Consider the following 11992-nt stretch of genomic DNA (forward strand, 5'->3'; position numbering starts at 1 on the left):
TCAGGCACCAACCTTCTTCTTCTCGCCGTTCCAGTGCGGGTTCTCCCAGATCACCGTGCCGCCCATGCCCAGGCCGATGCACATCGTGGTCATGCCGTAGCGGATCGAGGGGTCCTCCTCGAACTGCCGGGCGAGCTGGATCATCAGGCGCACGCCCGAGGAGGCCAGCGGGTGACCGAACGCGATCGCGCCGCCGTACGGGTTGACCCGCTCGTCGTTCTGGTCGATGCCGAAGTGGTCGAGGAAGGCGAGCACCTGGATGGCGAACGCCTCGTTGATCTCGAAGGCGTCGATGTCCTCGATGGTCAGGCCGGCCTTGGCCAGGGCCTTCTCGGTCGCGGGGATCGGGCCGACGGCCATCACCTCGGGCGCGACCCCGGCGAAGGCGTAGGTGACCAGACGCATCTTGATCGGCAGGCCGAGCTCGCGGGCGACCTCCTCGGAGGCCAGCAGCGAGGCGGTGGCGCCGTCGTTGATGCCCGCGGCGTTGCCAGCGGTGACGCGGCCGTGCGGACGGAACGGCGTCTTGAGCTTGGCCAGGTCCTCGACGGTGGTGCCCGGACGCATCGGCTCGTCGGTGGTGGCCAGGCCCCAGCCGTTCTCGACCGAGCGGGTCGCGACCGGGACGAGGTCGGGCTGGATCTTGCCCTCGGCGTACGCCTTCTCGGCGAGGTCCTGGGAGCGGACGGCGTAGGCGTCGGTGCGCTCCTTGGTGATCGCCGGGTAGCGGTCGTGGACGTTCTCGGCGGTGTTGCCCATCACCAGGGCCGACGGGTCGACGAGCTTCTCCGAGACGATCCGCGGGTTCGGGTCGACGCCCTCGCCCATCGGGTGGCGGCCCATGTGCTCGACGCCACCGGCGATCGCGATGTCGTAGGCGCCGAAGGCGATGCCGCCGGCGGTGGTGGTGACGGCGGTCATCGCGCCGGCACACATCCGGTCGATGGCGTAGCCGGGCACGGACTGGGGGAGTCCGGCCAGCAGGCTCGCGGTGCGGCCGATGGTGAGGCCCTGGTCACCGATCTGGGTGGTCGCGGCGACCGCGACCTCGTCGATCCGCTCGGGGGGAAGGGAGGGGTTGCGGCGCACCAGCTCACGGATGAGCTTGACCACCAGGTCGTCGGCACGGGTCTCGGCGTACTGGCCCTTGGCCTTGCCGAACGGAGTACGTACGCCGTCTACGAAGACGACCTCGCGCAGTTCTCGGGACACCAGTTCTCCTGTTTCAGGTTGGCCATCAGGTTGGCATGGACATGGAGTGGAAGAAGATCCAACAGAGACCACATTACTCATCGGTAACATGGCGGGGGAATAGGGTTCCCCCTGAGGGTCGTTGGGCTGGTCGTGTTGCGAAGAAGAGGGGCGGGCGAAGACGTGGCGAAGAATCAGAAATCACGGCTTGTCCACATCGTCGACCAGGTACCTCTCCTCGACGACTATGACGGACCGCTGGTGATGCTGCAGGTACTGGATGGGTTCCTGGACGCCGGCAACGCGTCGGTGCGGGCGGCCAACTACCTGGTCCAGAGCGCTGCCGCGGCCCCGGTCGTGGCGACCTTCGACGTCGACGCGTTCCACGACTACCGGGCGCGTCGGCCCCCGGTGACGTTCGCGCGCGACCACTACGAGGACTACGAGACCCCGCGGCTGGTGGTCCGGCTGCTCACCGACGCCGGTGGCACGCCGTACCTGCTGCTGCACGGCCACGAGCCCGACAACCGCTGGGAGGCGTTCGCCCGTGCCGTGCGCGAGGTCGTCGAGCGCTTCGGCGTGGACACGGTGATCAGCCTCGGCTCGGTGCCGATGGCGGTGCCGCACACCCGGCCGCTGACGATCACCCGGCACGCCAACAACCCCGACCTGATCACCACCGAGAGCCCCTGGCAGGGCGAGCTCCGGGTGCCCTCCAGTGCCCAGGTCTTGGTCGAGCTGCGCCTCGGCGCCTGGGGTCACGACGCGATGGGCTTCGTCGCGCATATCCCGCACTACCTCGCCCAGCTCGACTACCCGGCCGCAGCAGTGACGCTGCTGGAGCAGGTGGAGTACGCCGGTCGGCTCACGATCGACCTGGCCAACCTGCACGCCGAGGCCGAGGCCCGGAACCAGGAGATCACGACGTACCTGGAGGAGAACGCCGAGGTCGCCGAGGTGGTGCAGGCCCTGGAGCGCCAGTACGACTCCTTCACCCGGGCCGAGGAGGCCGGCGCCAACCTGCTCGCGCCCAACCAGCCGCTGCCCACGGGCGAGGAGCTGGGCCAGGAGTTCGAGCGCTTCCTGGCCGGTCTGGAGGACCGTCACGACAACCAATCGGACCCGTCCGATTCCGATGGAGAGGAGGGCCCGACCTCGTGAGCGATCTCGTGGCGGACCCCGTGCAGGCACTGGTCGACGTCTTGAAGCTGGAGCAGATCGACGACGACCTGTTCCGCGGCGGCTCCACCGACAACGGCCGCGGCCGCTCGTTCGGTGGCCAGGTCGCGGCGCAGTCGCTGATGGCCGCACTCGGCACCGTGGGCGAGGAGTACTTCGTCCACTCGATGCACTCCTACTTCCTGCTCCCGGGCGACCCGACCCGGCCGATCGTCTACGACGTCGACCGGATCCGCGACGGCCGCTCGTTCCTCACCCGGCGGGTCTCCGCGCGCCAGCACGGTCGCCCGATCTTCTACATGACGGCGAACTTCCACCGCCACGAGGACGGCTACGAGCACCAGGACCGGATGCCGGAGGTGGCCGGTCCCGAGCAGGGTCTGGACCTGCGTTCGCTGCTCACCGGTCGCGACGACCACGAGGGCAAGGCGCTGGCCGAGGAGTGGGCCGTCGTCGACGCCCGCGCGATCGGCAACTCCCAGCACGGCATGCCCGCCGACCCCGATCACCCGGCTCGGCAGCGGGTCTGGCTCAAGATCGACGGCCGCCTGCCCGACGACCCGTCGGTGCACCTCGGCGCCTTCACCTGGATGAGCGACATCACCCTGCTGGGCGCCACCCTGGCCGCCCACACCCTGGACCACGCGGGCATCCAGATGGCCTCGCTCGACCACACCATCTGGTTCCACCGGCCGTTCCGGGCCGACGAGTGGTGGCTCTACGACCAGATCTCGCCCTCGGCCCAGGGCGGTCGCGGCCTGGCCATCGGCAGGGTCTTCTCCGCCGACGGCGCCCTGGTCGCCACGGTGGCCCAGGAGGGCCTGATCCGACCGCCGCGCGAGCGCTGAGACTGCTCGTGTGAGTGTCTGGACGGTCTAGGGACCGTCCAGACACTCACACGCCGTCACAGGGCGGTGGTGAGCCCGTTGAGGTGCACCGTGTCGGAGCCCTGCTTGGCCAGCGCGAACGCCCAGCCGTCCTGGGTCGGGTGCGCCCCGAACATCACCGTGCTGGGCAGGAACGCCGGCTTGCGGAAGGCGGCGTCGACCCGGACCGCCGCCGGCAGCCGGTTCTCCAGGGCCGCCACCGAGCGGGCCAGGGTCCACATCCCGTGCGCGATCTGGCGCTTGAAGCCGAGCGCCTTCGCGGTCAGCGGGGTGAGGTGGATCGGGTTGATGTCGCCCGAGACGGCGCCGTAGCGCCGTCCCAGGTCCGCCGGCAGCTTCCAGCCGGTGCCGCGCTCGGCGACCTCGGGCAGCGTCAGCCCCCAGGGCGCGCTCTCGTCGCCGCGCCCACGGCGCAGGTAGGTCGAGGTCTCCTCCCAGACCGTCGCGCCGTCGGCGGTGACGGTGCTGACCAGGTCGAACACCGTGCCCCGGGGGTGCGCCCGGCCGGGTCCGACCGAGGCGCTGACCTCGACGGTCTCGCCGATCGCGAGCCGACGGTGCTGGGTGATGCTGTTCTCCAGGTGGACCATCCCCATCGCCGGCACCGGGAACGCCGGGTCCGACATCATCGCCATCTGCAGGCCGAACGCCAGCAGATGCGGATACGTCAGCGGCACGGTGTCGTGCGAGCCCAGGCCGCTGAAGTGGCACACGTCGGCGTACGCCTCGACGGCGGGCCGCTCCAGGGTCACCGGAGGCCTGGTGAACGCCAGCCCGGCGAACTCGCCGCCGTGCTTCCGGATCCCCGGCAGTACGCCGACACCGGGCAGTCCGGGCAGGGCCAGGCGCACCAGGGTGCCCAGGCCGGTCTCCCCGGAGACGGTCTGCACGGCGGCCGACATCAGGCGCCCAGCATCATCTGGCCGCAGACCCGAACCACGTTGCCGTTGACGGCGGTGGAGGCGGGGCTGGCGTACCAGGCGATGGTCTCGGCGACGTCGACCGGCAGGCCGCCCTGGGCCATCGCGTTGAGGCGCTGGCCGACCTCGCGGGTGGCGAACGGCACGGCCGCGGTCATCTGGGTGATGATGAAGCCGGGGGCCACGGCGTTGATCGTGATCCCGTCGGAGAGTTCGGTGGTGAGCGAGTCGACGAAGCCGATCACGCCGGCCTTGGAGGCCGCGTAGCTGGTCTGGCCGAGGTTGCCCGCGATCCCGGCGATCGAGGCGACGCCGATGATCCGGCCGTTGGGCCGGATCGCCTTCTGGGCGAGCAGCTCGGCGGTGATCCGCTCCGGTGCCTCCAGGTTGATCCGGAGCACCGTGCCGAACCGCTCCGGGGTCTGGTTGGCGAGCTTCTTGTCCAGGGTCACGCCGGCGTTGTGCACCACGATGTCGACGCCGCCGTGCTGGTCGATCAGGTGCTGGGCGATCCGCTGCGGGGCGTCCTCGCCGGTGATGTCGAGGGTGAGCCAGTCGCCGTCGAGCTCGTTCATCACCTTCACCAGGCTGTCGGCGGCCTGGGGGACGTCGAGGCCGACGATGGTGGCGCCGTCGCGGTGCAGCACCCGGGCGATCTCCTCGCCGATGCCGCGGCTGGCACCCGTGACGAAGGCGACCTTGCCGGCCAGCGGCTTGGTCAGGTCCTCCAGGGAGGTGATGTCGGCCGCCTGCGGCTCGCCGTGCGCCCCGATCCGCACGACCTGGCCCGAGACGTAGGCCGACTTCGGGCTGAGGAAGAAGCCGAGCGAGGAGGCCACCGAGCTCTCTCGGCCCTCGGCGACGTAGACCAGCTGGACGGTGCCGCCCTTGCCGATCTCCTTGCCCAGGCTGCGGGTGAAGCCCTCCAGGGCGCGCTGGGTGATGCGCTCGCCGCCCTCGAGCAGCTCCGGCGGGGTGCCGATCACCAGCACCCTGGCGCAGGACGTCAGGCTGCGCAGCACCGGGGTGAAGAACTCCTGGAGCTCGACCAGGTCGGCGGTCGAGGTCAGGCCGGTGGCGTCGAAGACCAGGCCCTTGTAGCGCATGCCGTCGGGGCGGCTGGCCTGGCTGGCGATCCCCAGCGCGTCCAGCAGGCCCGGCAGCTCGTCGACCAGGCGGCCGCGCCCGCCCAGCAGGACGGTGCCCGAGACGAGCGGGTCGCCCTCGGCGTACCGCTCCAGCTTGGTCGGGTTGGGGAGCCCGAGGTTCTTGACCAGGAACTTGCCGATCGCCGAGGAGGTGAAGGACTGGTACTTGTCGCTCATGCGAGCAATCTAACCGACGGGCGTGAAGTTGTAACTGGTTGTGTAACTCACTGTCCACATTTCGTCGGGGATGCGTAGGATCGGGCCATGACTTCGCCTCGCAAGGTCGCCGTGCTCGGCGGCAACAGGATCCCGTTCGCGCGCTCCAACGGCGCCTACGCCACCGCCTCCAACCAGGAGATGCTGACCGCCGCGATCGACGGCCTCGCCACCCGCTTCGGCCTGGCCGGCGAGCGGATCGGCGAGGTGGCAGCCGGGGCCGTGCTCAAGCACAGCCGCGACTTCAACCTCACCCGGGAGTCGGTGCTCGGCTCCGTGCTCGCCCCCGAGACCGCCGCCGTCGACCTGCAGCAGGCCTGCGGCACCGGCCTCCAGGCGGCGACCTACATCGCCAACAAGATCGCCCTGGGCCAGCTCGACTCCGGCATCGCGGGCGGCACCGACACCACGTCGGACGCCCCGATCGCGCTGGGGGAGAACCTGCGCAAGATCCTGCTGGAGGCCAACCGGGCCAAGACCACCGGCGCCCGGATCAAGGCGCTGCTCAAGGTCCGCCCCGGCGACATCGTGCCCACCATCCCGGCCAACGTGGAGCCGCGCACCCGGCTCTCGATGGGGGAGCACGCCGCCCTGACGGCCCTGGAGTGGCGGATCACCCGCGAGGCCCAGGACGAGCTCGCGGTCGCCTCCCACCACCACCTGGCCGCGGCGTACGACGCCGGCTGGTTCGACGACCAGATCACCCCGTTCCGCGGACTGGAGCGGGACAACAACCTGCGTGCCGACTCCAGCCTGGAGAAGCTGGCGAAGCTCAAGCCGGTGTTCGGCAAGGGCGCGGCGGCCACCATGACCGCGGGCAACTCCACCCCGCTGACCGACGGTGCCTCCGCGGTGCTGCTCGGCTCGCAGGAGTGGGCCGCCGAGCACGGCCTGGAGCCGCTGGCCTACTTCGTCGACTCCGAGGTCGCCGCGGTCGACTACGTCACCGGGCGCGAGGGGCTGCTGATGGCGCCGGCCTACGCGGTGCCGCGGATGCTGGCGCGCCAGGGCCTGACCTTCGACGACTTCGACTTCTTCGAGATCCACGAGGCCTTCGCCTCGCAGGTGCTCTCCACCCTCGCCGCCTGGGAGGACCCGGTGTTCTGCCGCGAGCGGCTCGGCCTGGGCGCCCCGCTCGGCGTGGTGCCGCGGGAGAAGCTCAACGTCAAGGGCTCCTCGCTGGCCGCGGGACACCCGTTCGCCGCCACCGGCGGCCGGATCATCAACAACCTGGCCAAGCTGCTGCACGAGAAGGGCAGCGGTCGTGGCCTGATCTCGGTGTGCGCTGCCGGTGGTCAGGGCGTGGTGGCGATCCTCGAGGCCTGAGCCAACGCCGACCTGACCAGGTGGTCGCGCACCTGGTCGGCGGTGATCGGGGCGACCCCGGGCACGCCCGGGGCCGCCTCGGTCACCAGGATGCCGACGCGGGCCAGCTGGAGGGCGCCCAGTCCGCTGGCGTAGAGCATGTTGGCCAGCAGGGTCGGGTCGGCCACGGCGAACTCGCCGGCCTCGTTGCCCTGGTCGAAGAGGGCGGTCAGGATCGCCAGGCAGCTGCTGATCCCGCGCCCCAGACGCAGCAGGGCGCTCTCGCTGAGCTCGTCGAGGAGCTCGGGGCCGGTGCGCCGCATCAGTGACTGGGCACAGTCGGCGAAGGCCGGGTGCGCGACGCCGTACGCGACGAAGGCCTCGATGGTCGAGGTCAGCCGAGCGGCGACCGTGCGGCCCGGGGCCGGGGCGGCGCCTGCCTCCAGCTCGGCGCGCAGCTCGTCGAGGTAGCCGACCAGGGTGAGCGCGAACAGCTCCTCCTTGCCGGTGAAGTGCCGATAGACGATCGCCCGGTTGATCCCGACGGCGCGGGCGATGTCCTCGATCTGGGCATCACGCACCCCGCGCTCGTCGAAGAGACGGCGGGTGGCGCCGATGATCTCGGTCTCGCGGGCACGCCGCCGCGCTGCGGCGGCGGAACGTCGGCCATCGGGTTCGGCTGGCATCCTGCGAGTGTACGCGGTGTGACACTGAGAGTTGCACCCTCAGTTTCACTTAGCGGCCACTCAGCGCAGCAGGGCCGCCCGGGCCGCCGGGAGGTTGTCGGTCGTGATCACGTCGGCTCCCAGCGCCGCCGCCTTCTGGATCGACGTCGAGGCCACCGGCGTCCACGCCACCACCTGCTCCACGATCGCGTGCGCGGCCTTCGCGCGGGCAGCGGTCAGCAGGGTGTGCTGGTACTGCACCTGGAGCCAGCGGGTGGAGACGTCGCTGGGCTGGCTGGGCAGCTTGTCGCTGGTCGAGTCGATGATGGCGGCCAGCTCGGCACCGTCAAAGACCCGCTCGTTGCTGGTCACGTCCCCGCCGACGCCGTACTGCGGGTCGAGCAGGGCGGTGAACGCCGAGGTGTAGTTGAAGCTGGTGAAGACGGCCTTGTCGTGGTGCGTGGACGCGTCGATCCACTCCGGCGCGAGCGCCTTGACCTGGTCGTACAGGTCGGCGAACTCGCTGGCCTTGGAGCCCTTGTACTCGACCATGATCCGCTCACCGGAGTAGCCGGTCTTGACCTCGAACGCCCGCATCCAGGTGACGAACTCGGCCAGGGTCGGCACACCGAGCTCGCTCAGGTTCGGGCTCCGCAGGGTGTCGACCCGCAGCTGCTTGATCTCGCTGCAGGTGAAGGTCGTGGTGGCGTCGTTGGCCCGGCCGGGGAAGACCGACCCGACGTCGGTGGTCCGGGCGAAGGTGGAGTCGTGCACGATCACCCAGAACCGGGTCCCCGCCGGGCCGGCGCAGGTCGGATCGACCGGCAGGTCGGGCTGGTCGGGATCGGCGATGGCTAGCACGTCCGTCGGGTTCGGGGCGCTCAGACGGAAGTCGGTCTCGATCCACTCCGCCTTCTCCTGCATCGCGCCGTTGAAGGCGTGCCAGGAGTTCTCCGCGAACTTCGAGGAGTAGCCACGGTGCGCAGAGATCGCCACCGGCGTGCTGGGCAGCACCGCGACGGTGCGGGCCGCGGTGGTGAGCGAGCCGACCCCGGCCCGGGCCGCAGCGATCGCGCGGAACTGGACGGTGGTGTTGGTGGTGCTGCGCCACGAGGTGGTCACCCGGCCCGCAGGGCCCTGGGCGCCCGTGGCGATGGTCTTCCAGCCGGCGCCGGTGTTGATCTGGATCTGGGCGGTGCGGCCCCGGCGTACGGGGGAGAAGGAGGCGGTCACGGTCGCGGCGCTGCCGGCCTTGATCGCCGCCGGTGCCGAGACCGAGGCGGTCTGGGAGATCCGGGTCAGGGTGCGGGTGTTGCTCAGCCGCTGGGCGTAGGTGTGGCGCTTGACCTTCACCTTCCGCGCGATCACCCGCCAGGAGGCGACGTACGTCGGCTGGGTGAGGGCGAAGCGGTAGGCACCGCTGGCCGGGATGATCGTGCGCTGCACCCGGACCCACCGGCTCCCTGACTTGCGCTGCAGTACCGCGTAACGCTTCACCGAGCGGCCCAGCGTGCCCGAGAGGCTGAACGACTCACCGGGGATGGGGCGGCTCACCGAGCTCGTCGGCGCCTTCTTGTGCACCGTCGCGGCCTGGGCCGGGGTGGGGAGGGCGACCAGCACGGAGACCAGCAGAGCCAGCCCCGCGAGAACGGACAGGGGGAGCCGAGACATGGTTTTTACCTTAGGTCGGCACCTGCGCCAGCCCCGACTCGTCGCGCCTGTGAGTCCCTTGTGAATGGCCTCGGGGCCTGGCCCGCGCTCAGAGGAACGGGCGCAGCGGGGAGAGCACGAACTCGGTGAACTTGCGGTGCACGTCGCGGGCCAGCCACTCCGGCCGGGTCAGCTCCAAGGCGTTGCTCTCGTCGGTGGCGAAGACCTGCTCCAGCACCCCGGCGAAGGCGTCGTCGATGATCTCGACGTTGATCTCGTAGTTGCCGGTCAGGCTGATCCGGTCGATGTTCGCGGTGCCGACGGTGCTCCAGGAGCCGTCCACGGTGCAGGTCTTGGCGTGGATCATGGCGCCGTCGAAGCGGAAGATCCGGATGCCGGCGTCGAGCAGCTGGGAGAAGTAGCCGCGAGCGATCCAGTCGGTCACTACGTGGTTCGACTTCAGCGGCACCATGATCCGCACGTCCACCCCTCGCTCGGCGGCCTCCTTGAGGGCGTCGACGAAGTCCTGGTCGGGCAGGAAGTAGGCGGTGGTGAGGTAGATGTTGCGCGAGGCCCGCGTGATCGCCTCGATGTACATCGAGCGGATCGGGAACATCCACAGCCGCGGCAGGTTGCGGTGGATCCGGATCCGCGGCTCCCAGTCGGTCGAGGTGACCGTCAGCATCGGGCGCTCGTTGCTGCGGCGGCGCCGACGCCGGTTGAGGTTCCAGAAGTCGATGAAGCTGCGCCGCAGGTCGGCCACGCCCGCTCCGCTGATCCGGATGTGGGTGTCGCGCCACTCGGTGGCGTAGAGCCCGCCGATGTTGTAGCCGCCGACGAAGCCCAGCTTCTGGTCGATCACCAGGATCTTGCGGTGGTCGCGGCCGTAGCGCGACAGGTCGAAGAAGCGCCAGCCGGCGGTGTAGACCGGGAAGCGCAGCACCTTGATCGTGGGCGGGAACCGCTTGAACCGGGCCGGGACGACCAGGTTCGCGAGGCTGTCGTAGATCACGTGCACGTCGACGCCACGCTCGGCGGCGTCGACCAGGGCCTGCTTGAACTTCTCCCCGAGGGAGTCGCCCTTCCAGATGTAGGTCTCGAGCAGGATCTCGCGCTCGGCGGTCTCGATCGCGGCCAGCATGTCCTCGTAGAGGTCCTGACCGAAGGAGTACGTCGTCACCTCGCCCTCCCCGAGCGGGGTGTGGATCGGGGGCAGCGTCGGGAAGGGCTTGGCCCGCCGGCCGCGGCTGCGGTAGGCGTCCACGGCGCTCATCGTGGCGGCGATGGCCAGCGGCACCCCGAAGACGGCGAGCAGGAGCCGCCGTACCCAGGTCCAGATTCGTCCGCCGATCACAGGTCCACCCTAGCCAGCCCGCCCGCGCCGTGGTCCGGGCAGCCCGGTGGGCGGCCGGTTGCGCTGGCATGGGTTCTGTGGGTGGGGGACCGTAGGCTGGTTCGCATGCGTCCGGTGACTGATCTTGAGCGACGAGTCGCACCCTTCGAGGTGGTCTCGGACTACGAGCCCGGCGGCGACCAGCCCGCGGCGATCGCCGAGATCACGCGCCGCGTCGAGGCCGGGGAGAAGGACGTCGTCCTGCTCGGCGCGACCGGCACCGGCAAGACCGCCACGGTCGCCTGGGTCGCCGAGCAGCTGCAGCGCCCAATGCTGGTGCTCCAGCCGAACAAGACCCTGGCCGCGCAGTTCGCCAACGAGCTGCGCCAGCTCTTCCCACACAACGCGGTGGAGTACTTCGTCTCCTACTACGACTACTACCAGCCCGAGGCCTACGTCCCGCAGACCGACACCTTCATCGAGAAGGACTCCTCGATCAACGAGGAGGTCGAGCGGCTGCGGCACTCGGCGACCAACTCGCTGCTCACCCGGCGCGACGTCATCGTGGTCTCGACGGTGTCGTGCATCTACGGCCTCGGCACCCCGCAGGAGTACGTCGACCGGATGATCCGGCTCAAGGTCGGCGAGGAGCACGACCGCGACGCGATCCTGCGCCGCCTGGTCGACATCCAGTACGCCCGCAACGACCTCGCCTTCACCCGGGGCACGTTCCGGGTCCGGGGCGACACCCTGGAGGTGTTCCCGGTCTATGAGGAGCACGCGGTCCGGATCGAGTTCTTCGGTGACGAGATCGAGCGGATGATGACGCTCCACCCGGTCACCGGCGAGGTGCTGACCGAGGACGAGGAACTCTACATCTTCCCGGCCTCGCACTACGTCGCCGGTCCGGAGCGGATGGAGAACGCGATCAACCGGATCGAGACCGAGCTCGACACCCGGCTGAAGACCTTCGAGACCCAGGGCAAGCTGCTCGAGGCCCAGCGGCTGCGGATGCGCACGACGTACGACATCGAGATGATGCGCCAGGTCGGTACCTGCTCCGGGATCGAGAACTACTCCTCCCACATCGACGGCCGCGGTCCGGGCACCGCGCCGAACTGTCTGCTCGACTACTTCCCCGAGGACTTCGTCCTGGTGGTCGACGAGTCGCACGTCGCGATCCCGCAGATCGGCGGGATGTACGAGGGCGACATGTCCCGCAAGCGCAACCTGGTCGACCACGGCTTCCGGCTGCCGAGCGCGATGGACAACCGGCCGTTGCGTTGGGAGGAGTTCCTGGACCGGATCGGCCAGACGATCTACCTCTCCGCGACGCCGGGCGACTACGAGCTCGACAAGGTCGGCGGCGACACGGTCGAGCAGATCATCCGCCCGACCGGCCTGGTCGACCCCGAGATCGTGGTCAAGCCGACCAAGGGCCAGATCGATGACCTCGTGCACGAGATCCGCATCCGCGCTGAGAAGAACGAGCGCGTCT

10 protein-coding genes are annotated in these 11992 nt (G+C 70.0%); 4 read left to right on the forward strand and 6 right to left on the reverse strand.

Annotation, left to right across the window (positions count from 1 at the left end):
• Complete coding sequence (locus Q1V88_RS01640; protein WP_300677028.1) at positions 1 to 1212, reverse strand: acetyl-CoA C-acyltransferase; 1212 nt, start codon at positions 1210 to 1212, stop codon at positions 1 to 3.
• A 243-nt stretch (positions 1213 to 1455) separates the two neighbouring features.
• Here Q1V88_RS01640 and Q1V88_RS01645 point away from each other — a divergent pair, with 243 nt between their 5' ends.
• Positions 1456 to 2352, forward strand: coding sequence for a PAC2 family protein (locus Q1V88_RS01645; RefSeq protein ID WP_300677030.1), 897 nt, complete (start codon positions 1456 to 1458; stop codon positions 2350 to 2352).
• On the forward strand, positions 2349 to 3218 hold the full coding sequence (locus tag Q1V88_RS01650) for an acyl-CoA thioesterase II (RefSeq protein WP_300677032.1): 870 nt from the start codon (positions 2349 to 2351) through the stop codon (positions 3216 to 3218). Before Q1V88_RS01645 ends, Q1V88_RS01650 begins: the two co-directional genes overlap by 4 nt.
• A 56-nt stretch (positions 3219 to 3274) precedes the next feature.
• Here Q1V88_RS01650 and Q1V88_RS01655 read toward each other — a convergent pair whose 3' ends face one another.
• Positions 3275 to 4159, reverse strand: a complete 885-nt coding sequence (locus Q1V88_RS01655) for a MaoC/PaaZ C-terminal domain-containing protein (protein WP_300677035.1) — start codon at positions 4157 to 4159, stop codon at positions 3275 to 3277.
• The gene (locus tag Q1V88_RS01660; protein WP_300677037.1) at positions 4159 to 5502 is read right to left on the reverse strand and encodes a 3-oxoacyl-ACP reductase; all 1344 of its coding nucleotides are present in this window, start codon (positions 5500 to 5502) and stop codon (positions 4159 to 4161) included. Before Q1V88_RS01660 ends, Q1V88_RS01655 begins: the two co-directional genes overlap by 1 nt.
• Positions 5503 to 5589: 87 nt before the next feature.
• Here Q1V88_RS01660 and Q1V88_RS01665 point away from each other — a divergent pair, with 87 nt between their 5' ends.
• The gene (locus tag Q1V88_RS01665) at positions 5590 to 6867 is read left to right on the forward strand and encodes an acetyl-CoA C-acetyltransferase (protein WP_300677040.1); all 1278 of its coding nucleotides are present in this window, start codon (positions 5590 to 5592) and stop codon (positions 6865 to 6867) included.
• On the opposite strand, the gene Q1V88_RS01670 is transcribed toward Q1V88_RS01665, so the two are convergent.
• The 3 genes from Q1V88_RS01670 to Q1V88_RS01680 form a co-directional block, all read right to left on the reverse strand.
• A complete protein-coding gene (locus Q1V88_RS01670) occupies positions 6837 to 7532 on the reverse strand; it encodes a TetR/AcrR family transcriptional regulator (protein WP_300677043.1) in 696 nt (231 codons plus the stop codon). The two genes, Q1V88_RS01665 and Q1V88_RS01670, sit on opposite strands and share 31 nt — an antisense overlap.
• A gap of 60 nt (positions 7533 to 7592) precedes the next feature.
• Positions 7593 to 9182 carry a glycerophosphodiester phosphodiesterase family protein gene (locus Q1V88_RS01675; RefSeq protein WP_300677046.1) on the reverse strand — a complete coding sequence of 530 codons (1590 nt, stop codon included), beginning with the start codon at positions 9180 to 9182 and terminating at the stop codon, positions 7593 to 7595.
• An 88-nt stretch (positions 9183 to 9270) separates the two neighbouring features.
• Positions 9271 to 10515 (reverse strand): phospholipase D-like domain-containing protein, encoded by a 1245-nt coding sequence (locus Q1V88_RS01680; RefSeq protein WP_300677048.1) that lies wholly within the window; start codon positions 10513 to 10515, stop codon positions 9271 to 9273.
• A 105-nt stretch (positions 10516 to 10620) separates the two neighbouring features.
• Between Q1V88_RS01680 and Q1V88_RS01685 the strand changes: the two genes are divergently transcribed.
• Positions 10621 to 11992, forward strand: a 1372-nt coding sequence (locus Q1V88_RS01685; RefSeq protein ID WP_300677051.1) for a DEAD/DEAH box helicase family protein, incomplete at its 3' end; no start/stop codon positions are given.

It is taken from the genome of Nocardioides sp. (assembly GCF_030150155.1).
Taxonomy (GTDB): Bacteria; Actinomycetota; Actinomycetes; order Propionibacteriales; family Nocardioidaceae; genus Nocardioides.

Coding starts and splice junctions, on each gene's coding strand:
- Q1V88_RS01645 (WP_300677030.1), top strand. CDS start 1,456: ATGCTGCAGGTACTGGATGGGTTCCTGGACGCCGGCAACGCGTCGGTG.
- Q1V88_RS01655 (WP_300677035.1), bottom strand. CDS start 4,159: ATGTCGGCCGCCGTGCAGACCGTCTCCGGGGAGACCGGCCTGGGCACC.
- Q1V88_RS01660 (WP_300677037.1), bottom strand. CDS start 5,502: ATGAGCGACAAGTACCAGTCCTTCACCTCCTCGGCGATCGGCAAGTTC.
- Q1V88_RS01665 (WP_300677040.1), top strand. CDS start 5,590: ATGACTTCGCCTCGCAAGGTCGCCGTGCTCGGCGGCAACAGGATCCCG.
- Q1V88_RS01670 (WP_300677043.1), bottom strand. CDS start 7,532: ATGCCAGCCGAACCCGATGGCCGACGTTCCGCCGCCGCAGCGCGGCGG.
- Q1V88_RS01675 (WP_300677046.1), bottom strand. CDS start 9,182: ATGTCTCGGCTCCCCCTGTCCGTTCTCGCGGGGCTGGCTCTGCTGGTC.